This is a genomic window from Methanolobus mangrovi, from assembly GCF_031312535.1.
Lineage (GTDB): Archaea > Halobacteriota > Methanosarcinia > Methanosarcinales > Methanosarcinaceae > Methanolobus > Methanolobus mangrovi.
Map to the genome: position 1 here is coordinate 2464263 of NZ_CP133594.1, position 23366 is coordinate 2487628.

21 protein-coding genes are annotated in these 23366 nt (G+C 42.2%); 14 read left to right on the forward strand and 7 right to left on the reverse strand.

What is annotated here, in order from left to right; all coding sequences use genetic code 11:
* Positions 1 to 326: 326 nt before the first annotated feature.
* The 6 genes from RE476_RS12030 to RE476_RS12055 all read left to right on the forward strand — a co-directional run bounded on the left by RE476_RS12030 (position 327) and on the right by RE476_RS12055 (position 9686).
* The gene (locus tag RE476_RS12030) at positions 327 to 578 is read left to right on the forward strand and encodes a glutaredoxin family protein (RefSeq protein ID WP_309307878.1); all 252 of its coding nucleotides are present in this window, start codon (positions 327 to 329) and stop codon (positions 576 to 578) included.
* Positions 579 to 665: 87 nt separating this feature from the next.
* A complete protein-coding gene (gene nrdD / locus RE476_RS12035; protein WP_406600996.1) occupies positions 666 to 2999 on the forward strand; it encodes an anaerobic ribonucleoside-triphosphate reductase in 2334 nt (777 codons plus the stop codon).
* Between the two features lie 5 nt (positions 3000 to 3004).
* Complete coding sequence (locus RE476_RS12040; protein ID WP_309307879.1) at positions 3005 to 3793, forward strand: anaerobic ribonucleoside-triphosphate reductase activating protein; 789 nt, start codon at positions 3005 to 3007, stop codon at positions 3791 to 3793.
* A gap of 70 nt (positions 3794 to 3863) precedes the next feature.
* On the forward strand, positions 3864 to 4715 hold the full coding sequence (locus RE476_RS12045) for a DUF4349 domain-containing protein (protein ID WP_309307880.1): 852 nt from the start codon (positions 3864 to 3866) through the stop codon (positions 4713 to 4715).
* Between the two features lie 147 nt (positions 4716 to 4862).
* A complete protein-coding gene (gene thiL, locus RE476_RS12050) occupies positions 4863 to 5855 on the forward strand; it encodes a thiamine-phosphate kinase (RefSeq protein ID WP_309307881.1) in 993 nt (330 codons plus the stop codon).
* Positions 5856 to 5951: 96 nt separating this feature from the next.
* Positions 5952 to 9686, forward strand: a complete 3735-nt coding sequence (locus RE476_RS12055; RefSeq protein ID WP_309307882.1) for an S-layer protein domain-containing protein — start codon at positions 5952 to 5954, stop codon at positions 9684 to 9686.
* Positions 9687 to 9703: 17 nt separating this feature from the next.
* Here RE476_RS12055 and RE476_RS12060 read toward each other — a convergent pair whose 3' ends face one another.
* Positions 9704 to 10225: a helix-turn-helix domain-containing protein gene (locus RE476_RS12060; protein ID WP_309307883.1), complete on the reverse strand. Its 522-nt coding sequence runs from the start codon at positions 10223 to 10225 to the stop codon at positions 9704 to 9706.
* Between the two features lie 153 nt (positions 10226 to 10378).
* Here RE476_RS12060 and RE476_RS12065 point away from each other — a divergent pair, with 153 nt between their 5' ends.
* The 3 genes from RE476_RS12065 to RE476_RS12075 all read left to right on the forward strand — a co-directional run bounded on the left by RE476_RS12065 (position 10379) and on the right by RE476_RS12075 (position 13080).
* Positions 10379 to 11404, forward strand: a complete 1026-nt coding sequence (locus RE476_RS12065; RefSeq protein ID WP_309307884.1) for an ABC transporter substrate-binding protein — start codon at positions 10379 to 10381, stop codon at positions 11402 to 11404.
* Between the two features lie 89 nt (positions 11405 to 11493).
* Complete coding sequence (locus RE476_RS12070; protein ID WP_309307885.1) at positions 11494 to 12321, forward strand: ABC transporter permease; 828 nt, start codon at positions 11494 to 11496, stop codon at positions 12319 to 12321.
* On the forward strand, positions 12322 to 13080 hold the full coding sequence (locus RE476_RS12075) for an ABC transporter ATP-binding protein (RefSeq protein ID WP_309307886.1): 759 nt from the start codon (positions 12322 to 12324) through the stop codon (positions 13078 to 13080).
* A 12-nt stretch (positions 13081 to 13092) separates the two neighbouring features.
* Here the strand turns inward: RE476_RS12075 and RE476_RS12080 are convergent, their stop codons facing one another.
* Positions 13093 to 13524, reverse strand: coding sequence for a polymer-forming cytoskeletal protein (locus RE476_RS12080; RefSeq protein ID WP_309307887.1), 432 nt, complete (start codon positions 13522 to 13524; stop codon positions 13093 to 13095).
* Between the two features lie 242 nt (positions 13525 to 13766).
* Here RE476_RS12080 and RE476_RS12085 point away from each other — a divergent pair, with 242 nt between their 5' ends.
* Entirely contained in the window at positions 13767 to 15758 is a 1992-nt protein-coding gene (locus tag RE476_RS12085) for a sensor histidine kinase (RefSeq protein WP_309307888.1), read from the forward strand.
* Positions 15759 to 15760: 2 nt separating this feature from the next.
* On the opposite strand, the gene RE476_RS12090 is transcribed toward RE476_RS12085, so the two are convergent.
* From RE476_RS12090 to RE476_RS12110, 5 genes are all read right to left on the reverse strand, one after another.
* Positions 15761 to 16471 carry a prenyltransferase/squalene oxidase repeat-containing protein gene (locus RE476_RS12090; protein ID WP_309307889.1) on the reverse strand — a complete coding sequence of 237 codons (711 nt, stop codon included), beginning with the start codon at positions 16469 to 16471 and terminating at the stop codon, positions 15761 to 15763.
* A 22-nt stretch (positions 16472 to 16493) separates the two neighbouring features.
* Positions 16494 to 18308 carry an anaerobic ribonucleoside-triphosphate reductase gene (gene nrdD, locus RE476_RS12095; RefSeq protein ID WP_309307890.1) on the reverse strand — a complete coding sequence of 605 codons (1815 nt, stop codon included), beginning with the start codon at positions 18306 to 18308 and terminating at the stop codon, positions 16494 to 16496.
* Positions 18309 to 18432: 124 nt separating this feature from the next.
* Complete coding sequence (locus RE476_RS12100; protein WP_309307891.1) at positions 18433 to 19266, reverse strand: Mrp/NBP35 family ATP-binding protein; 834 nt, start codon at positions 19264 to 19266, stop codon at positions 18433 to 18435.
* 65 nt (positions 19267 to 19331) lie between these two features.
* A complete protein-coding gene (locus RE476_RS12105; protein WP_309309616.1) occupies positions 19332 to 19640 on the reverse strand; it encodes a DUF134 domain-containing protein in 309 nt (102 codons plus the stop codon).
* A gap of 86 nt (positions 19641 to 19726) precedes the next feature.
* On the reverse strand, positions 19727 to 20524 hold the full coding sequence (locus RE476_RS12110; protein ID WP_309307892.1) for an undecaprenyl-diphosphate phosphatase: 798 nt from the start codon (positions 20522 to 20524) through the stop codon (positions 19727 to 19729).
* Positions 20525 to 20679: 155 nt separating this feature from the next.
* Between RE476_RS12110 and RE476_RS12115 the strand changes: the two genes are divergently transcribed.
* The 4 genes from RE476_RS12115 to RE476_RS12130 all read left to right on the forward strand — a co-directional run bounded on the left by RE476_RS12115 (position 20680) and on the right by RE476_RS12130 (position 23266).
* A complete protein-coding gene (locus RE476_RS12115; protein ID WP_309307893.1) occupies positions 20680 to 21042 on the forward strand; it encodes a NifB/NifX family molybdenum-iron cluster-binding protein in 363 nt (120 codons plus the stop codon).
* A gap of 92 nt (positions 21043 to 21134) precedes the next feature.
* On the forward strand, positions 21135 to 21524 hold the full coding sequence (locus tag RE476_RS12120) for a NifB/NifX family molybdenum-iron cluster-binding protein (RefSeq protein WP_309307894.1): 390 nt from the start codon (positions 21135 to 21137) through the stop codon (positions 21522 to 21524).
* A 20-nt stretch (positions 21525 to 21544) separates the two neighbouring features.
* Positions 21545 to 22399, forward strand: coding sequence for an ATP-binding protein (locus RE476_RS12125; RefSeq protein ID WP_309307895.1), 855 nt, complete (start codon positions 21545 to 21547; stop codon positions 22397 to 22399).
* Complete coding sequence (locus RE476_RS12130) at positions 22400 to 23266, forward strand: ATP-binding protein (protein WP_309307896.1); 867 nt, start codon at positions 22400 to 22402, stop codon at positions 23264 to 23266.
* Positions 23267 to 23366 lie beyond the last annotated feature (100 nt).

A 23366-nucleotide genomic window follows, 5' to 3' on the forward strand; every position in this document is an offset into this window, starting at 1 on the left:
AGTTTTCTTTATGTGATTTTTGTTCGCTTGTATTGTGGGGTTACTTTCCAGTCAGTTCTTCTAATCGTATTCATTATCATCTCTGATAACAATATGTTATCATATATGTTTCATCTATGATCTAATATTCTCCATTGTATATTCAAACGATGTTTGAAAAACCATTATTAAGCTATATGCCATTTGTATAATTTACCTTCTGGAAAACAAGGTAATTATAATAACAATGCTGCTTGGTTATGTTTTTATCATCTGGCATTGTTGTTCCTCTCCAGAATGGCACTAATATAATAAAGTAATTATATACTATGAAGGGACGCGAGAAAATGGTTGAAGTGGTTATATATACAACAAAGACTTGCCCGAAATGCGAGCAACTGAAGAAGGTACTTACGTCAAAGGAAGTTGCTTTCACAACTGCAGATATGTCTACTCCTGAAGCTTTGACCGAACTTAAATTCAATGGTGTTTTCACCATGACTGCCCCGGTACTCCAGATCGGCGATGAATTTTTAACACATAAGGAACTGTTCAATGGTCCTGACGTGAATCTGGAAGTCCTGGGTAGCATAATCTAAGTGCAATAAAATTGAGGTGGAATGATGGACGTATGTGCTACTAAAAAGGGAAAGACAGGACTTGACAGGTCAGACTTGGGAACTGACATGCCGGTTCACGCAGAGGAAAATGAGAGGACAGATATCAGTATGACACCATTAACAAAACAGCATGCTATACAGAAGACACTCGATGGCCATGATATCTCTATAATGCCAAAGGTGCGTACCACAGCAGGTCACATGGTCGATTGGGACCGTAGTGTAATTGTCAATCAGTTGCTGAAGGAGACAAAGCTTGCTGAGAGGTTCCATGGCAAACCTGGCATCGAAAAGGATGAGGCTCATGACATTGCAAAAGAAGTAGAGCGTCTTATCAGAAGCCTTGATCTTAAGTTTCTTTCAGGTCCACTTATAAGAGAGATCGTGAACATGGAACTTCTTCAGAGGGGCCATGTTGAATGGAGAAATGTCTCCACAAGGATAGGTACTCCTGTATATGATGCCTGTGAGATTGACCTCGGAAGTGGGTTTGAGGCAAATGACAACGCAAATCTCCAGGAAAATGCTGAAACCTCCCATAAGAAGAAAGCTGATAAGATTTCCAAGGAACAATATTTGCTTCTCTTGCCTCCAAAACTTGCTGACATGCACCTTAACGGTGATATTCACATTCATGATCTTGAGTACCTCGGAACCCGTGCATTCTGCCAGGACTGGGATCTCAGGTATTTCTTCTATTATGGTCTCATGCCAGACGGTTCAGGTGCAAAGGCAAGTGTCGCCGGTCCTGCAATGAAGGCAGAGGTAGCTATACTCCATGCAGTGAAGGCTCTGGGAAGTGCACAGACCAATTTCGCAGGTGGCCAGGGATTCTATAATTTCCTGACATTCCTTGCTCCATACCTTGAGGGCAAGAGTTACAATGATATAAAACAGCTCATGCAGATGTTCGTGTACGAGATGACCCAGATGATGGTAGCCCGTGGCGGACAGGTCGTGTTCTCCTCCGTTCAGCTGTCTCCGGGTGTACCAAAACTCTGGAAGGATAAGCCAGCTGTTTACAAGGGACGCGTACATGACGGTACCAACGGTACCCAGAAGCGCACCTACAGTGAGTTCGAGCGTGAGGTACGTCTTTCATTCCAGGCACTTATGGACGTAATGATCGAAGGTGACAACTGGGGTAAACCTTTCAATTTCCCCAAGCCTGAGATATCCATCGAGCCAGACTTCATGCAGGAGGATGAATTCTTCAACAAGGCACATCCTGACCTTCCGGGCTATGAGGCACTCTATGACATGACCTTTGAACTTGCAGCAAAGTTCGGTACTCCGTATTTCGATAACCAGCTACCTGAATACAGAGGTTCAGGGGAAGGTATATCCTGTTATCAATGCTGTGCATATCAGTTCTCAGCAAACGCTGATGCAGATGACAGTTTTGATGACAAGCTCCTGTTCAAGGATGGAAAACATTTCTCAATGGGTTCCTGGCAGGTCGTGTCCCTTAACTGCCCAAGGGCAGCATACAGGGCTAACGGTGACGATTCTGTCCTGTTTGCAGACCTCAAGAATCTTATGGATCAGTGTATAGGTCTCTTCAAGACAAAGCGCAGCTGGATGGATAACATCATCGAGAATAACAGGATGCCTTTTGCAACACAGAGGCCAAAAGATCCTATAACAGGTGAAAAGGGTGCTGTTGCAGTTGATATTGATGCACTTGTCTGTACAATAGGTGTTATAGGCATCAATGAAATGGTGCAATATCACACAGGTTCCCAGCTACATGAGTCTAAGGATTCATTCAAATTCGCCATCAGAGTGATGACTGAGATGGAAATGTACGCTAATGAGCTCAGCCAGAAACATGGCCTGGAAATAGCTCTTGCACGTACTCCTGCTGAAACTACAGGTCAGAGATTCTCCGTGTCCGACATGCTTCATGAGGAATACCGGGATTGTGTACTCGAAGTTGTGAAGGGTGACAAGGAAGCCGCTCTTGCGAACCTCAGAAAGACCACTGATCTGCCTGTCTATTACACCAATGGTACTCATGTACCTCCGGGTGCCAACATATCACTGATTGACAGGATGAACATTGAGCATGTGTTCTTCCCTATCGTTGACGGAGGAAACATCTGTCATATCTGGATGGGTGAAGGTGCTCCTGATGCAAAGGGCCTTAAGGAGTTCGCAATGAACATTGCAAAGAACACCCAGATAGGTTACTTTGCCTTCACCAAGGACATGACCGTATGTCTTGATGACTTCCACATGATGTCCGGCCTGAAGGGAGCATGTGACAACTGTGGTTCCTCACATGTTGAGCAGATGTCCAGAGTAACCGGATATGTGCAGGCTGTCGGTGGATGGAACAATGGTAAGAGGCAGGAACTTGCAGACAGGATGCGCTACAGCTCCTCAGACATGATCTGATACGTATGAAAGTAAACTATGGGAGCACTGTTCCCATATCAACAGTAGATTGGCACGGGAAAGTGTCAATCGTCTTTTTTTTACGTGGTTGCCCTTACAGGTGTCCATACTGCCAGAACCATGCACTTCTTTTTGAATCCAATCTTGTAGATGCTTCAGTACTTGAAGCTGAAATAAAAAAATCCAGGCCCTTCGTCAGTAGTGTCGTTCTTTCCGGTGGGGAACCACTGATGCAGAAGGAAGCTGTGATTCAGCTCGCAAAATTTGCGAAAAAAAATGGATTGCTTATTGGTATTCATACCAATGGCTATTACCCTCATGTAATGGCTGAATTGATCAAAGAAGGTCTTGTGGATAAATTCTTTATAGATGTAAAAGCTCCGCTTGATGATGCTGAAAGCTATGCAAAGGCAATTGGCTGCAATGATTATACTGACATTCATATCAATCCGCAGGTAGTAATAGAAAAAGTAGCCGAATCAATCTATCTGGTTCTCGATAACAATGTTAACCTTGAGTTAAGGACAACCATCATCCGGGATTTCATGGGAAGTTCGGATGAAGTGTATAATATTGCAAGGTCAATTAATGAGCTTACAGGCAGACGTGATGTTACTTATGTCCTCCAGCAGGGTTTTGCTGAAAATGCCATGCTTGAATCTCTCAGGGATATCAAACCTTTAAGCAGGGATGAGCTTCTTGAACTTGCACCTGTTGCTCATGAGTTCCTGGATAATATCTATGTAAGGAGCAAAGAGAAAGGCAACGAAAAGATTAACTTCAACTCCGTTTGAAGTTTAAACAATTTTTTAATACTTCCCTGTCCATCATTTAATCATGCTTAAATCATGTTTGGGTGATTAAATGAAAATCAAATGTAGCTTTACAATAATTGTTCTTTTACTTATGGCGACTCTTGTCTCCGGATGCATGGCGGTCAGGGAAGAAACTTATTCGCAATCTGCAGATATTGTTACTACGGAATACTATGATGATTCTTCTGCAAAAAATATGGTTTCGACAGAAGCGGATTATGGTGGAGCTTCTTCAGTTTCGGTTGATCGCAAGACGATAACAACTGTTGATATGACAATAAAGGTCAGTGATGCTTCTGCAGGTGTGGATGAGATTTCAAAGATGGCAGTGGCTTCAGGTGGCTATGTTGCAAGTTCCTCGGTCTACGATTCATACTATGATTCAAATGTGGGCAAAGCAGGATACATTACGGTCAGGGTTCCTGAGTCTGAATATCCTTTATTCCTTGAGAATGTTGAATCCCTTGGTGAAGTTACTTCCAAGAGTGTAAGTGCCCAGGATGTCACAGAAGAGTATATCGATATAACTGCACGTCTGGATAATCTTGAAAGGCAGGAAACGCGTCTTCAGGAAATACTCAACATGACCGTAACGGTTGAAGATGTCCTGAGCGTGGAAAAAGAGCTTGAAAGGGTGCGTGGTGAGATAGAGAGTCTTACAGGAAGGCTGAATTATCTTGAAGACCGGATCGAGTTCTCAACAATCAACATACATGTCACAGAACCACGACCAATTACGCGTTCATGGGGTATCAGGGATGCGATATCAGAATCTGTAAATGGTTTTATCTCAATGGTAAATGCGTTGATAGTACTTGTGGGATACCTTCTTCCATTGGTTATCGTCGTTGCAGTTTTTGGCGGAACATTTGTTGCTGTAAGGAGAAGAATACGTAGATGATTCGTTTTTCTGGCTTAGTACTATTCGCTGATGTTTACACATCAACAAAATTTATTTACTAAGAAGCATTTCTATTAGTTTATAATTTGTAGTATATCCTTCACTTTGAGTAATTATATATAGTCACATCAAAATAGCAGGTAAAATATGAATGGTTCTACTCCTGTATCTGAGATTGGTGAACGTTCACTGATAAAGCGTTTATCCGGTATTTTCAATGTTGGTTGTAATCCTGATGTTCGCATCGGATCAGGGACTGATGATTGTGCGGTTATCGATATTTCTGAAGAAGAGTATATGGTGATAACAACGGACATGCTGCATCGAAAAACAGATTTTCCTCTTCAGATGACTCCCTGGCAGATTGGATGGATGTCGGCTGCTGTAAATTTCAGTGACGTGGCATCAATGGGTGCACGTCCTATAGGTTTTCTTTCGGCCATGGGTTTTTCCAAGGATACTGACATCGCTTTTGTTGAGGGTATCTCAAAGGGGATGGATGATTGTGCCAAATTCTGTGGTACTTCCGTTATTGGTGGGGATATTGATACCCACGACGAACTGACAATTACAGGTACAGCACTTGGAAAAGTCAAAAAATCAGAACTGCTGACCCGAAAAGGTGCCAGAGTCGGTGACAAGGTCTGTGTTACAGGTTTTGCAGGCTCTGCCGGAGCCGCACTTCATGCTATAGAACAAAACATAGATGTTCCTGATAGCCTTCTCAATAAATTGCTCACACCAATCCCACGTGTCATGGATGCAATGGAACTTGCACGTTCAGGTGCTGTAACATGTATGATGGACACAAGTGACGGCCTTGCCATGTCCCTGCACGACCTTGCTGATCTTAATGGCGTAGGTTTCGTGATAGAAGAAGATGCTCTTCCCATACAGGCTGAACTCTCAGAATTCATTACATATGATACTGATATTCTGACAGAATTTGCACTTTACACAGGCGGGGATTTCGAGCTGCTTTTCACAGTTTCGCCTGAAATGTTAGAATCTGCTCAAAGCGTATGTTATTTAAATGTTATAGGTGAAGTAGTTGGTCAGGAAGTTGGTACTGTCATTAGTTGCCGTAACGGGCAAAACCTGACGATAAATCGTAAAGGTTATCTACAATTGGGGGATTAGATTAGGACATATAGTTTACGATATTGATATTTAACTTTAGGAAGTTTTAGAATGCGAAATAAACTCAAATTCATTTTATTTGGATCAATCCTAATTATGCTCACAGGATTGGCATTAGGATTGCCAGGTCCTGTGACTAGTCTTGCTGAAAGTTCGACAGGTTCTGATTGGATTTTATGGACTTGGATCAATCCAACTGACTCCGATTTCAATCAATCTGTGATTTCTATAGATGGTAGTGAGGTAGCCACTGTATCAAATACAACTACCACCTACAATGCAACAGGATTGGCATCTGGTTCACACACTATTTTAATTGCTACTACAAATTTTACTGGTGTCCAAGGAGGCACTGCCACCGATGATGCAAGTACTGCATCAGTATCGGACACTACTGGTCCGGCTGCTGTGACCAGTCTTGCTGAAAGTTCAACAGGTTCTGATTGGATTTTATGGACTTGGACCAACCCAACTGACTCCGATTTCAATCAATCTGTGATTTCTATAGATGGTAGTGAGGTAGCCACTGTATCAAATACAACTACCACCTACAATGCAACAGGATTGGCATCTGGTTCACACACTATTTTAATTCTTACTAAGGATTTGACTGGCAACGATGGAGGCACTGCCACCGATGATGCAAGTACTGCATCAGTATCGGACACTACTGGTCCGGCTGCTGTGACCAGTCTTGCTGAAAGTTCAACAGGTTCTGATTGGATTTTATGGTCTTGGACCAATCCAACTGACTCCGATTTCAATCAATCTGTGATTTCTATAGATGGTAGTGAGGTAGCCACTGTATCAAATACAACTACCACCTACAATGCAACAGGATTGGCATCTGGTTCACACACTATTTTAATTCTTACTAAGGATTTGACTGGCAACGATGGAGGCACCGCCACTGATGATGCAAGTGTTGATACTCCTAGCGGACCTGATACAACTGCTCCAGGAAGCGTAACTTCCTTGGAAGTGGATGAGAAAGGAAGCAACTGGATAAAGTGGACATGGACTAACCCAACAGATTCTGATTTTGATTACAGTATGGTTTACATTAATAATGTCTTTATTGAAAATGTATCCACAGAATACTATACAACAGCAAGTAATCTGAGTGCAAGTACAAGTTACACTATAAAACTCCATACAGTTGATGATTCAGGTAACATCAATACTACTGATGTTACGAATACTACAAGCACATATCCACAAACATATTCAACGGGTGACCGAATATGGGAAGATGATGGCGAGCACTCATATACATATACTTGGGATGCAAAAAGTTTCTCCGGTTTCTTCTATGATCTGGAATCTGGATTGAGTTCTGAAAGTATGACAATATCCGATATTGACAGCTCATTGGGTGACGGTGACATCGTCTATGAGACAAGACCGGTTGAAACTGATTTCGAGCACAGTGAATGGGGTTCATATCAAATCATAGGTTTCATGGCAGAGAAATACTTTGCAGGATACACTGTTAACACTACAATTGATGGTGTTGAAGAAGTAAGCATGATGTCTGCAGGTCAGTTATCAAAGATTCTTATTGATGACGACGAGAAAGAGTCCGCATATGCTGGTTCATCACTCACTCTTGAAGATGGTTATGAGCTTAACATAGTTGAAGTTGATGTGAATGGTAACAGTGTATTTGTCACCCTTACAAAAGACGGTGATGAGCTGGACAGCGACGTAGTTGCCGGTGGTAGTGACTATGTCTATAAGGATGACCTCGGCGATGCTGATGATGTTGTAATACTTGCTGTTCACTTCGATGAGGTATTCAGTGGTACGGAAACAAGTGCTGTTTTCGTTGAAGGTATCTTCCAGATATCCGATGATTACCTTGAACTTGATGATGGGGAAAGTTATGGCGAGATGGAGATTACAAGGATTGATGAGGATTTAATAGAAATGGAAAATGATGGAACAGTTTCCCTTTCCAAAGGAAAGTCAATCACTCTCATGGGCAAGATTAAGCTCATAGTCGCTGATGACAATGATGTTCTCAGGTTTGCTCCCTATGTGGATATGTCAGACCCTGGTACATACGAACTTCGTGGTACTGTCGCAGAAGGCAGTGATAAGCTCACATGGACACCATTGAACTTTGAAGGTTTCTACTACGATATTGATGAAGGTATCCAGACAGAAAGACTTGAATTAACATCCATTGACGGCAGGAAAATACCTGCAGGTGCCCTTGAATATACAAGTACTGCCAAATCCGTTGAATTCGAACATTCCGACTGGGGTAAGTTCGATGTTATAGGTTTCATGGCTGAGAAGTATTTCGCAGGCTATAATGACAATACAGATGTTGATGGCGTGGATGATGTAAGTCTCATTTCCGATGGCCAGTTGTCCAAGGTCCTGATGGATGAGGATGAAAAGGTTTCAGTCTATTCAGGTTCATCACTGATTCTTGAAGAAGGCTACACTCTGGACATAGTAGAAGTTGATACAAATGGTGAGCGTGTACTCGTTGAACTGTATCAGGACGGGGACGAAGTAGATTCTGGCATTGTATCTTCAGACGCAGATTATGTCTATGAGACAGACCTTGGTGACTCAGATGATGTAGCTCTCATTATAATCCACTTTAATGAGGTCTTCAGGGGCAGTGAAAGTAATGCTGTTTTTGTTGAAGGTATCTTCCAGATTTCAGAGGATTACATTACCCTGGAAAGCGGTGACACCTATGGTGAGATGGAAGTAGACACCTTTAATGCTGATTCAATCGAGATGAGCAATGAGGATGCTATTTCACTTACAAGGGACAAGGAAATTGAATTGATGGGTGATGTGGGCATAAAGGTAGCAGACTCAAACACACTCAGATACTATCCTTTTGTTGAAGTAACAACTGCAGCTTCCCAGACACTGGAAATTGATCTGAGCGCTTCCACCATCACAGAAGGAGACGAAATAACTATCACTGTAACTGCACGTGGTGCATCAATTGGTGATGCTACTATCAAGGTAGAAGGCACAACGATTGGAACAACCGACAATGATGGTGAGCTGGATTATACTCCTACAGAAGCAGGCAAACTTGAGATTACAGCTGAGAAGGATGGGTATGCCTCTGGTTCAGAAGACCTTGAAGTTATAGATGCTGATGATGAGACCAAGAAGATGAGTATAGAAGTCTCACCTGATGAGGTTTACGAAGGCACATCTATGACTATCTTTGTTCTGAAAGCCATTGGCGGCGATTCCGTTTCAGGTGCATCAGTCACATTTGATGGCAAGTCTCTTGGTACCACTGATAGTGATGGTACTATAACCTACACTGCAACCGAAGCCGGTACTCACAAGCTCATTGCTACTAAATCAGGTCTTCTTGAAGCAGAGCTTGATCTGAAGGTCGCTGAGCTTGCAGCTAATTTTGAGTTCAGCAACCTGGATATCTCTCCTCTTGAAATAAAGCAGGGTAAAGAAGCTACTATCAGCGTCGACATTGCTAACACGGGTACCGCAGCAGGCGATTATACTGTGGACCTTAAGATTGATGATGTAGTCGTTGATTCACAGCTTGTAAGTCTCTCTGTTGGTAATTCTACTACAATTGAGTTCACTCATGTAGAGGAAGAGCCCGGAACATATGAGGTAAAAGTTGGTGACCTTACTACCACCTATGAAGTGTTTGAGAAATCCGGTACTGTATTCTACGTGCTCGGAGCGATCGCACTTGCAGCAGTGGGTGGGGCAGCCTATCTTTTCACAGCAGGTGGATGGACAGTAGAAATAGCACAGGCAAAAGCAGCTGAAGCAATTGAAGCAGTAAAAGAGTTGATCGGAAACCTCCGATAACTCTTTTTATCTTATTTTTAACTTATTTTTTTTGCCACAAGCTCTATAGCTTCTAAAAGACTGTTCTTTGGCATTATTGTGGCAACAGGTATTCTCAGTATTTTCTCAACTGTGGGACTTACTATTGGTGCACATACCAGCGCCTTTGCTCCATCTCTTTCAGCACGAACTGCAGCGATTATGGCCTCTTCCATAGAGGTTGCTGAGTATTCCCTGATTGTGCAAAGACTTCCGCATATCTTTCTTTTAGTCTCACTGATGTTATCAAGTACTGGCCTGGCAGCAATAACAGCAATGAACTCACCTTTTTCAGAACCTTCAAGTTTCTTAACCGTTTTTATTATGTGTCTCAGTGTTTTCACATTTGGTTCCCGTTTTCCGGACATAATTTTATAAAGAGTACTGGCAGGAATGCCTGCATTCTCGGCAAACTCTGCCATATTCATATTCAGTTCTTCCTTTATCGTATTGGAAAGAATTTTCCTGAAACTCTCGTCAGATTCAAAAACAGCATCTATTATTTTATCAGCAGCACTCATGTCCACACACGCCTGTACTTTTTAATGCCCTATTAAGGTAAAGGTATCTCATCAATTAATACTTTTAGACCATCGCATCCCTTAAATGTAGAAATATATATAATATATTGAATCGTGCCTTTAAATTATCTATCTATTACTCAAGGTGGTAATGTGAATTACAAACAGACAATCAAATTAACTTCCACTTTATTCTTTGTCTTTGCTCTGATAGCAGCAGTATTCATCTCCGGATGTACTGAACAACCAACAGAGCAGGAAGAGGGACAGGCAGCAACAATCACAGAACTCACGTTTGGTTACCAGCCAAGCACTCATCAGATAGCATACATCACTGCAAGAGATAAAGGCTGGTGGGCCGAAGATCTTGCACCTTACGGAATAGTGGAGATCAATGACAATCTCTTCCCTACCGGAGCACCTGAAATGCAGTCCATGCTTGCAGGAGATATCGATGTTGCATATGTCGGTGCAGCACCTGTCATTTCAGCTCTTGCAAGTGGTCTGGATGCAAAGATCGTAGCTGCAGTCCAGATACAGGGTTCAGATATTGTACTTCGCACCGAGCTTCCTTATGAAAGCCCTGAAGATCTCAGAGGACTTAAAATTGCAACATTCCCTCCGGGAACAATTCAGGATACTCTACTTAAGAACTGGTTGAAAGAGAACGGTATTGACCCTGAAGAAGATGTAGAGATCCTTGGTATGGGTCCGGGAGATGCAATGACAGCTATTTCTGCAGGACAGGTTGATGCAGTTTTCCTTCCACACCCAGCTCCGGCAATGATCGAAAGTGAAGGTACAGGCAGGTCAGTTGTATCATCCGGTGAAATGCTTCAGGATCATGCATGTTGTGTTGTTGCAGTAAGTGGTGAGCTTATAAGAGAACACCCTGACATAGTTCAGCAGATCGTAGAAACTCATGTACGTGCAACCGAATACAATTCTGAGAATCTGGATGAAGCAGCACAGATATTTGCAGATGACCAGGATTGGGATGTAGAACTGGTAAAGCAGTCACTTAATGAATGGGATGGTACATGGGTTGCAGATCCAAATCTCATAATCAACTCCACTGTGGACTATGCACAGGTGCAGTATGAACTGGGATATATCAGCACCCCTCTTACACAGGATGACATATTTGATCTGAGCTTCTATGAAGCTCTAGATCAATAATTTTTCTTTTTTTTGATACTAATTTAAATAATAAGTAGGCATTTCTATTCTCATTCCGGAGTTCTTTATCTCCACTAACCGGAGGAATTATGATAAAAAAACATCTTCAGGCCCTGAGTGAAAAAAGTGTGGAAATAGTATCTATAATCTCTGCGGTCATTCTCTGGCAACTCATAGCTGTTTACATTGTGCAGAACAAATTTTACCTGCCAAGTTTTACAGATGTTACTTTTGCATTCCTGGAAATTATAGCAAAAGATGCAAAATTAAGTTTCCTTGGTCTGGATTACCAACTTCCGGTCTTACTTGTAGACCTTCTTTATAGTCTTATGCATTTCTGGATAGGTCTGCTTTCTGCACTTATAATTGGCATTCCTGTAGGGATGATAATGGGATGGTTCCGCACGATCGATCGTATAGTCGATCCTTTGATAGAGATCATTCGCCCTATTCCGCCACTTGCCTGGATTCCCTTTGCCATCATATGGATTGGTCTCAATCCTCTTGCAGCAGGTTTTCTAATATTTATCGGTGCTGTCTTTCCAATTATAATAAACACTTTTACGGGTTTTAAGAGCGTCTCCCGCGTTTATGTGGAGGCGGCAAAGGTGTTGGGCTGTAACACTGACCGTGAATTGATCAGATATGTGGCTCTTCCTTATGCACTTCCTTCAATTGCTGCTGGTATCAGGATTGCCATGGGAGTTGGCTGGATGTGTCTCGTTGCCGCAGAAATGTTCGGTGTAAGCAGAAACGGTCTTGGTTACAAGATATGGCACCATTATTATCTGCACAACATGGACCTTGTACTTGTGTACATGCTGATACTTGGTTTCCTTGGATTGCTCATTGACAGGTTGCTGCGTTATTATGTAGATGGAAAGCTACTCAAATGGCGTAAAGGAGTCGTGATATAAATGGGAACGGTAAAAGTAAGAAATGTTTCCCGTAAGTTCATAAAAGATGGTGATAGCTCCACACTTGCACTGGACAATGTCAGTCTGGAGGTGGCCGATAAGGAGTTTGTATGCTTTATAGGTCCTTCTGGTTGTGGAAAAACGACTTTGCTCAGGATAATATCAGGTCTGGATAAACCTGATAGTGGTGAACTCTATCTGGATGACAAGAAAATAGACTCCCCTGGTCCGGATAGGGGAATGGTTTTCCAGGAATATTCACTCTTTCCCTGGAAATCGGTGATCGATAACATTATCTTTGGTCCGATCATGGGCGGTGCTAAAAAGAAAGATGCGCTTGAAGCCGCTGAAAAATACCTTGAACTGGTTGGACTCCAGCAATTCAGGAACAGCTATCCATATGAGTTGTCAGGCGGCATGAAGCAAAGGGTGGCTATCGCAAGAGCTCTTGCAAACGAACCTTCCGTTCTGCTGATGGATGAACCTTTTGGGGCACTGGATGCTCAGACACGCAATATTCTCCAGCAGGAATTACTGGAAATATGGCAAAAAAAACACATTACGATCCTGTTTGTCACGCACAGTGTGGATGAGGCAGTGTTCCTGGCTGATAAAATAGTGTTGATGAGTGCACGTCCTGGAAAAATAAAGGAAATAATCAAGGTAGATCTTCCAAGGCCTCGTGAGAGAACAAGCCTTGAAGCAAATTTACTTCGTGACAGGATATTGAAGTCTCTCCTGAAGGAACAAGGTAAATAATTATTTTTGCGTTCATTCCGAACGCACAATTACTTTAGTTCCTGATTCTATTTCCTTTATACTGACTTTTCCGACAAGTTCCATTGTGCTGCTTGCCTTTGCAGATTTTATTTTGCAGCCGGGGCGTACAAGCATTTCTTTTCCTGCAACAGCAGAACCATTTATCTCAACAGTATCTAATATCCTAAGTTCACCCGACACTTCGACATTACCTTTGATCTCTGAGTTTGAACCTATGATAGCCTCATCTGCTTTTATATTTCCTTTCACAAAAGTTCCTTTTCCAAGTTTCAGGATCCCTTTCACATTTAGATCCTTCCAGAAATTAGAACCTGCTCCAACTATGAAGTTCCCATCAATGTTGGTATCTTCTTCAAAGTAGCTCTTTTTGCCGGCAATAAAAGTATTGGAATCCTCATGATATTTTATTGAATTTTCACTCATCTTAGGTCACTCTGTCTACTTCAATAGTTCCTTGTGATTATAAATGCTACTCAAAAGGTCAGTATTCTATTTCAATTCTAAGTATGAATTCAGTTTTAACTATTATTTTTTTATTAGGGTTTATATACAATAAGAAATCAAATACTAAATATTATATATTATACTTCCAATATAATTACATGCATCTGGGTATTATCAATGTAGATTCTCTACAATGTTTTGTCCGGTTCATAGGTGTATAGATGGCCACAAAAAAAGAAACACTCGATTTTTCGGATAACGAGAGTGATAACTCTCACACTAAAGAGGATTCGGTCCGGATACTCGGTACTGAAATACCTTTTTCTGAAATTGAGCGTTCACAGTTTTTTTTTGACCTTCTGGATTCCTTTATACTTGTAATTGATGAGAATGACCGGATAATTCTGGCAAACAAAAAGGCACGAAGGTTTTTCGGTTTCGATGAAAAAGACATCTCAAATGAAATATTTTCAGACCTATGTATTCAGGAATGTGAAAAAGAAGATGTTCTCTCATTTTTCTCATCGGTTCTATCAGATGATGGTGCCGAGCCAAGAATCCTGGAAACATCAATTATGGGGTATGACAGGATACCAAAAACCTTTCTTCTAAATACTAGCTTGTTGAAGGATACAATATCTTCGGATAAGGCACTTCTTTTATCCTGTACTGATATTCAGGAAAAAAAAGACCTTGAAATGGAGTTACTCTTCGATACTGAAATGATTTTTTCTCATCTGGATTCTATTCCTTATGCGTTGGTGCTTTCTGATTACACCGGAATGATTACTTTCTGGAACAAGAACGCCAGTAAACTCTTCGGATATGGTAGGGACGAGATGCTCGGGAAGCCCATTGGTATGATAATGCCCAAAAGATATCGTAAGGCACACGAAGGATGGAATGAGGTTATATCCATTGGTAAGTCTCCCGTAGTGGGAAAAATAATAGAAGTAACTGGTTTGCGTAAAGATGGTACGGAATTCCCTTTAGAACTGGCTATCACAACAACAAGGCTGAAGGGTGAGGTTTTCCACGGTGCTATCATCAATGATATCTCCAAAAGAAAAATGAAAGAAAGATTAACGCTCATTGCCAAGAACAAATATCGCATGATGTTTGAAAAATCCCCATTGGGTATTTTCCATTTTGATGAGAAAGGTGTCATTACCCAATGCAACGAAAACCTTGTGAAGATCATGGGCGTGCCAGAAGAAAGTGTTATCTCCAACGTTATCGGTTTCAATATCGTAGAATCATTTGATGATGATAACTCTATCAAAAAAGCCATTATGCAGGTACTTGCAGGAATTCCTGCAAGTTATGAGGATGACTTCTGCTCTCCTTTCTCCGATAAAGTAATTCCTATCAAAGCAGAATTCAGCCCGGTCATATCAGATGAGGGAAAGTTCATGGGCGGTGTATGTGTCGTTGAAGATTTCACCGAACGCAAAGCCGCAGAAAAAGCCCTGAACCAGTATGCTCAAGATCTTGCAAAGGCTAATGAGGAACTAAAGTCCCTTGACAGGATGAAAGATGAATTCCTTTCAAACCTGAGGCATGAACTAAAGACTCCACTTATCCCAATTAAAGGATACAGTGAACTGATGTATGAGGAAGCACTGGGTGAACTGAACCAAAAGCAAAAAGATGCCATGGAAAAGGTAATGCTCAGTTCTGAAAGATTGAAGAGGCTTATCGATTCTCTGCTCTACGTCAGTATAACCGAAGGTGGAAATGTTGAATACACTTTCCTTCCTCTCAGGATATCCGAGGTAATAGATGCTGCAATACATGATCGGTCTCCAGAGATTACCAGTAAAGGGCATGAAATTGAAAAGTTAATTCCTTCTGATATACCACTTATAGAAGGTGACCTGGATTATCTTGAAGAGGTATTCGTAAACATAATTGACAATTCAGTGAAGTTCACCCCGGAAAGTGGGAAAATATCAATCTCTGTCACTTTGCAGGATAACAGTAAGATACACATACAGATAAGTGATAATGGGATTGGTATTTCCGAGAAGAATCTTCCTCATATATTCAACAGATTCTATCAGGCCGATGGTTCCTCAACGCGTAAGTATGGGGGCAATGGTCTTGGTCTTTACATATGCAAAAAGATCATTGTGGCGCACAAAGGGGACATGTGGGCCGATAGCAAAGAAGGAAAAGGAACTTCCATTCACATACTTTTGCCTGTAAAATAGTTTTATTCCCTATATTGCCAGAGGGTGATAAGCGACAGGGATGTTGTATTGATGTCGCCTCCTTTTTTTCCCCATGATCCGTTGCTGTTAATGTGTGATAATATCCATTTGAGCGGAATGGCAGTCTCATCTTTATGTCCTGTAAGGATCAGTGATTGAATTACAAGGTTACTGGTGGCCAGTGTTTTCCAGGCAGCTTCACTTTCTTGTTGTGAGATTATCCATCTGGCACGTTCCTCTATAAAATCGCTAAAGATAACTTCATTTTCAAGTTTTGCCTGTTTTGACAGGGCGGTGATTATCAGGGCAGTAGTTCCTGGATGTTCCCACTTTATTCCATAATTATCAATGAGCCAGTCACATCCTTCACGGTTATATGAGCCCATATCAGCAAGTGCTATCAATGCATATGTGGTGTCATAAACATCGTTATTCCAGGAGCTTTCGGCTTGTTTTGATAGGATCCACTTTTCAATACCTGAAGACACAATGCCTTTAAGTGTAAGAGCTGAAGCAGCTCGTGAGGTGTCTCGCAGATCGGAATTCCAGGAATTCTCGGTTTTCGAATTTATCAGTTTCTCTGTAAGTTCCTCAGTGTGGTTGTTTTCCTCATTCCAGAGATAACTTGCCTGAACTATACGTGCAAGATCTTTTACTTTTGTTATCTCCTGTGAATAAAGCCATTTGAACGATGCTTCACTCTTAAAATCCATACTGTTCTGATGGTTCTGACATTTATTTATCTTTCTGCCTGCAATCCATTCTGTACCTGTGCCGCTCTTCGTACTCCTTTATCTTCCCCGGATTCCAGTTGTTTACATGTCCGTAGTACCCTGTGACTCTGGAGATATGGTCAACGATCTCGCCCTGACATTGCGGGCAGCTTTCCTGGAGTCCTTTTGAACTGTGTCCGTTTATGCATATTGAGAAGTCCGGTGAAAAACAGAAATATGCAAGTTCTGTCTGTGAGATCATGTCGATGAATTCAGAAAGTCCGCCCGGGTCCGGGGTACTTTCTCCCATCCATATGTGGCAAATGGTTCCGCCTGTGAAATAAGGGTGGAACACTGATTCTGTTTTTATACGGTTGACAAGGGATATGTTGCTCTTGTAAGGTACATGGGTAGAGTTTGTGTAGTAAGGTGCATCATCGGTTCCCTGAACGTTTGCTCCTTCTTTGAACTTCATATGGTCTATCATGGCAAAACGGTAAGCTGTACTCTCTGCAGGTGTCTGTTCCAGTGTATAATCGATCTCATCTTCTCTGGAATATTGTTGTATCCTGTCTGCCATATGGCTTATTATCTGAAGTCCCGTTCCCTGCTGCTCAGGAAGTGTCTCGCCTGTTAGGTTCATGAGGCATTCGTTAAGTCCAACGACTCCGAATGTCAGGTGGCGTTTTTCAAACTCGTAATAGGGTATTCCGTCATCTGTAACCATCAACAGCCAGGGAAGTATTTTCCATTCATAGAGTGCTTTTTCAATTATCCGGTTGCCATCAAGCAGTGCCTGTTTGCTGATATCCATCACATTGTCAAGCTCTTCAAAGAACTCATCCATGTCCCTGGCTCGAAGTGAAACGCCGGGAAGGTTAATGGAAACTACCTTGTTCGATCCGTTGCCCATGCCGCCTGCATTCCAGATTCCTCCGGTATGTTTTGCAAAAAGACGACAGCACATTGCATGTACTGTCTCATCAGCAAGGTAATCGGCTTTGAGGTTCAGAAAATATGGTGCTCCGGTGGAGGCAGTTGCCTGCATGGTCAGCTTCCACAATGGGTCATTGAAGTCCAGGTCTTTTGTTATTGCTGTGGTTATCAGTGGAAAGGTGAATGGACTGCCCTGCCCGTCTCCGTTTCCTGCAACATCCATCATCACTTTATAGATAGTCCTTGCTTCCTCCTCAAAAAAGCTGTAACTATCCTCAAGCTCCTTTCCTGCAAAGATGGCTTTCTGGTCTGCAATAAGGGGGGGGCATGTTATCCGAAGGCCTATATTTGTAAATGCACTCTGTGCACCTATACGATTGGACTGGTTCATCTGAAACATGAATCCCTGAACTATCTGCCTGAGCTGTTCTTCACTAATATCATCAAAATGAAGATGAGGGGCAAGCATCCAGTTGAGCATATCAATTGCCTGTGCTCCTGCAAAGAACTGTTGTGAGTGTACCATGAAGGACATCGCATGGTAAAGGGCAGATTCAAAACGTTTTGCAGGGAGGCTGACCGTATCCGGGAATCTCAGTCCGTCTTTCAGGAATATCCTGGCGTCTATTCCATTGCAGTAAGGCGTGAATGGACTGTGCAGATCATGGATGTGGATAAGTCCTTCTTTATGAGCCCATGAACTTTCCTTTGAGTAAAGTTTCTCAAGAGCATACTGTTTCTTTATCTGTGCTGCAATATGCAGATCTATCACAGACGGACTCAGGCGTGTGTTCGAGTTCTCTTTAAGCAGCCAGCTATTGTTCAGGAGGGCATCGTCTACAAGCTCAGTCGGGTCCCTGAAGTCAAGCCTGTCAATTGTTTTATGGCTCCCCACTTCCATACAGAAATGTCTGTTTTTTTACTATAAATACTGATTGAGAATTAGAATCCCTTCCAACCTAATGTAAAAACCGGGAAAGTTAAAAAGGAAGAGAAAATCTCTTCCTTAAATTGATTTATTGAAATTACTTTTTAAATTGCTCTATGGAATCAACAATTGTAGCAAAACTCTTGCCCCAGAGCATCTCTTCGTTGATGTCCGTGTGAACTTTCCCGCTGTCCTCTATCTCTGCAATTTTAGGGTCCATTGGCAGTTCTCCAAGAACAGGCACGTTGAAGTCTGTGGATGCTTTCTCTACGCCACCCTTGCCGAAGAGGTCTATCATCTCATCACAGTGAGGGCAGATTATACCGCTCATGTTCTCAACAATGCCAATTACAGGTACTTTGAGTATCTCTGCAAATTTGATGGATTTCCTTACACTGACAAGTGCCACATCCTGCGGGGTTGTCACAACGACAGCTCCTTCCATCTTTTCGATCAGCTGTGCAATGCTGAGTGGTTCATCACCCGTGCCAGGTGGCAGGTCTACAATAAGGTAGTCCAGTTTACCCCATGAAACGTCTTCAAGGAACTGCTTGATAGCTGCCATCTTTGCAGGTCCTCTCCATATAACAGGTGCATCCCTGTCCTCAAGAAGAAGTGCTACTGACATCACGGAAAGGTTCTCTGTGATGCTTATGGGTACAATGCCATTCTCATCAACGGTAGGTCTCTGGTCCTCAATGCCGAACATCTTTGGAATGCTTGGGCCGTGGATATCCGCATCCAGGAGTCCTACTTTATGCCCGCGTTCTGCAAGTCTTGCAGCCAGGTTTGCTGCAACCGTGCTTTTGCCGACTCCGCCCTTGCCACTCATTACCATTATCTTCTTTTTGATGGCTCTCATGTTCCTGATGAGCTTTGGTTCCTCTGGCTTCTTTAAAAGGTCAGCTGCACTCTGGATATTTTGTGTCATATGGAATCTCCTTTAGAAATGTTCTGTTTTGAAATATAATGAAACAACAAATGTCGGTTAGGCAATTACCCTATGTCTTTCGGGTCTTTGCCGACTATCTCTATGGCCATTCCTTCAATAAGGGCCATAGCTACTTTCTTTCTTGCATTCTGAAGATCCTGCCAGAAAGCCCTTCTTGAAATACCCATGCTGATAGCAGCTTCTTCCTGCTGCAATCCTTCAAGGTCTGCCAGTCGCAGAGCCTCAAGTTCTTCTATTGCAAGGGATACTGTTTCAAGCTCCTTGAGTGGGACTCCACGTGGTTTAAAATATAGCACCTCAGGTGAGCACTCAACTCTTCTGGGTGATTTTGGTCTTCCTCTGCAAGTCATAATTATGCACTCATTAAGTAATGTAATATTTATATGTTTTCAGAAATCTTCATATATTTATTCTCTTTTGTGGCAAAATATGATTCTCATCACACAAAATATGCCAGAATACTGAGTATTCCAAGAGCAATGCAGAATTTGGAAAAATCGAATCTTTTTGCTGCTTTGATGAAGATATCGATGGTGAGTATTCCAAATGCAAATGCAAAGAATAATGCAAGTATTGAGTAAGAGTCGAAGCTTAGCAGTCCCATTGCACCGATTCCCACGTCTGCAGCAAGGACAGCAGGTATGCTCATAAGAAAACTCAGTCTGATGGCCTGTGATGCTTCCATATCCCTCAGAAGTAATGTTGATACGGTTATGCCGGACCTGCTGATTCCGGGGAGTGCTGCAAATCCCTGTGCAATTCCTGCAACAACAGAGTCCGTGATCACAGGTTGGTCTCTTTTCTTTGTTTTCTTTGCAGCAGATATCTGCAGCAGACCTGTGATTATAAGAAGTCCTCCTATCAGGGCAGTTGCAAGCTTGCCGGAGAATTCTGCCATACCTGTGGCAAAGAGTATGAGTGGTAATCCTATTATTCCGGTTATAGCGGTTGCTATTAATAAGAATGTTATTACGCTGTCCTTTTTCTCCCGGATGTCCCTGTTCCTGATGTATTGTGGTATTTCGCCAATTATCTCTTTTATATCGGTCCTGAAGTAAACAACAGCCGAAAGCAGGGTTCCCGTATGTAGCCATATGGCTATAGGCAATGCGTCAGCAAGTGTTTTATCAAATACGTTTAGCATCACGAGCGTAGTCATGCCTTCGCTGCTTATAGGCAACCATTCAGCCACTCCCTGAACTATGCCAAGCACTATTGCTTCAAAAATTGTTAACATTCAGTGTCACCTTGGCTTTTTTTGTATATATATGGGGTGGGTATTTACTCATTATTGCTCAAAAGAGTGTAATTATATAATGGTTGTGGGATATATATTTATATTTGGTCTCATATGTGAGTATATTGATTTATTACTCATATAGGAGAATTGTAATGAAAATATGTGTGACAGCAAGTGATACTGGTCTGGAAGCACCAGTTGATCCTCATTTTGGCAGATGCAAATACTTTGTGGTAGTTGATCCTGAATCAATGGAATTTGAATCAATTGCGAACGGACAGGGTTCTGCTTCTGGTGGTGCAGGTGTCCAGGCAGCACAACAGATTATCGGTGAAGGGATAGGTGTGCTGATAACTGGCAGTGTCGGTCCTAATGCATTCTCATTGCTGTCATCTGAGGGCATAGAAATGAAGATATCATTAGCAGGTCCGGTCATTGAAGCCATCAAAGCCTATGGGTCAGGTTCACTGGAAACAATTGAAGCTGCAAACTCTCCTGGCAAGTCAAAAATGTGAGTTGTGAATCCGGTTTAGTGTATATTCCTTTTAATAACCGCATTAAAAATGACATTGGAAATCATTAAAATATTAAAATCAGAGGTGTAAAGATGAAATTATGTATACCAGCAATAGGGCAGAATGGAATTGAAGATACAGTTGGCCAGCACTTTGGAAAGGTACCTTACTACACATTGTATGATACCGAAACAAAGGAATCCACAGTTATTCCAAACACAAGTGAACATAACGGTGGCATAGGTTTGCCTCCTGAAATCATGGCAAAGGAAGGCGTAGATGTCATGCTCTGTGGTGGTCTTGGAAGAAAAGCTGTGGTGATGTTCGAGCAGTCAGGCATCGAGGTATTTATTGGTGCCACAGGCAAAGTTCAGGATGCGATCAATGCCTGGGAATCCTCAGGACTTAAAAAAGCTACTCAGGACAATTCATGCAGCGGGCACGGACATGATGAAGGTCATGACCACGAGCACTGCCATTAATTTTCTTAGGTGCCAGGTACATGAAAATAGCTATCGCAAGTGGCAAGGGTGGGACCGGAAAGACGACGGTAGCCGTCAATCTTGCACTTGCCCTTGGGAATGCACAACTGCTGGATTGTGATGTGGAAGAGCCAAATTGCAATCTCTTTCTTGGATTTGATCTAAAAAAGCAGGAAGATGTCATTATAACAGTTCCTGAAGTGGATTCTCATAAGTGCTCTCTTTGCGGCAAATGTGCAGAGTTCTGCCAGTACAATGCGATAGCTAAATTGCCCCGTAGCATCATGCTGTTTCCAAAATTATGCCATGGCTGTGGTGGCTGTGTTCTTGTTTGCCCTGAAAATGCAATTACAGAGAAGAAACGGTCAATAGGTATTATTGAAAAAGGCACTAACGAGTATTTTAATACTGAACTTTTGCAAGGTACTCTTAACATTGGTGAGCCTATGGCTTCACCTGTTATCAGGCAGTTACAGGCACATATTGATGAAAGCACGGTTGCAATAATTGACTCTCCTCCGGGAACTGCATGTCCTGTCATAACATCTGTTGCAGAAATGGATTACTGTGTGCTTGTAACAGAGCCAACACCATTTGGTCTGAACGATCTCATCCTTGCAGTGGATGTTGTCCGGCAGCTTGGTGTGCAATTTGGGGTTGTGATAAACCGTCATGGTATTGGTGATGGTAAAGTCGAAGAATATTGTAGGGCAGAAAAGATACCTATTCTGATGAAAATCCCCGATGACCGGGAAATAGCTGTCCTTTACTCAAAAGGAATTCCTTTTGTGGAGCAGATGCCTCTTTGGAAAGAGAATTTCCGGGAGCTCTACCGGTATATATGCAAATTCATTTCCTATCAGGGTGGTTTCTGAATGGTAAAACAGCTCACAGTTATCAGTGGAAAAGGCGGGACCGGTAAGACGACCATCACTTCTTCATTTGCCGCACTTGCTGAAAACGTAGTTATTGCAGATTGCGATGTTGACGCTGCGGATATGCACCTCGTTTTACATCCTGATACATTTGAAACGAATGATTTCTACGGGTTAAAGGTTGCAAGTATCAATAAAAACATGTGTGTCGGTTGTGGAAACTGCGCTACATCATGCAGGTTTGAAGCAATTGGTAGGTACAATGTAATTGATGTTTACAAATGCGAGGGCTGTGCAGTCTGTGAATACGTCTGTCCGGTAAACGCCATTAGTATGGTTGAGAAAAAGTCCGGTGAATATTATTGTTCTCATACGAGATTCGGTCCACTTGTCCATGCAAAACTTGGTATTGGGGAGGAGGCAAGCGGGAAGTTAGTCTCGGATGTAAGGCGCAGAGCATCAGAGCTTGCATCGGAAGCCGGAAGCGATATGATACTTATCGATGGTCCGCCGGGAACCGGTTGTGCTGTGATTGCTGCAATCACGGGTACAGATCTTGTTCTTGCTGTAACGGAGCCGACGGTATCGGGAATACATGATCTTGAAAGAGTTATCGGGGTGGCACAACATTTCAGGATACCTGTTGTTGTATGTATCAACAAATACGATATCAATGTGGAACTTTCACATACAATTTCTGCTTATTGCAAGAATAATGGCATATGCGTTGTTGGCATGCTTCCATACAACAGAATTCCTGTTGATGCAATGGTAGAAGGGAAATCTGTTATGGAGTATAAAGAAAATGTTTTTTCCTCGATGATCCGGTCGATGTGGTTTGAGGTTAGTGGTCGTCTATTGAAGTGAAGGTTATATTATCTTTAATTTCTTCTATTATTTTGAAACTTGATGCAAATTCTGCTGCATTATTGATTATAATCAAAAAACATTAACAATCATCGATACA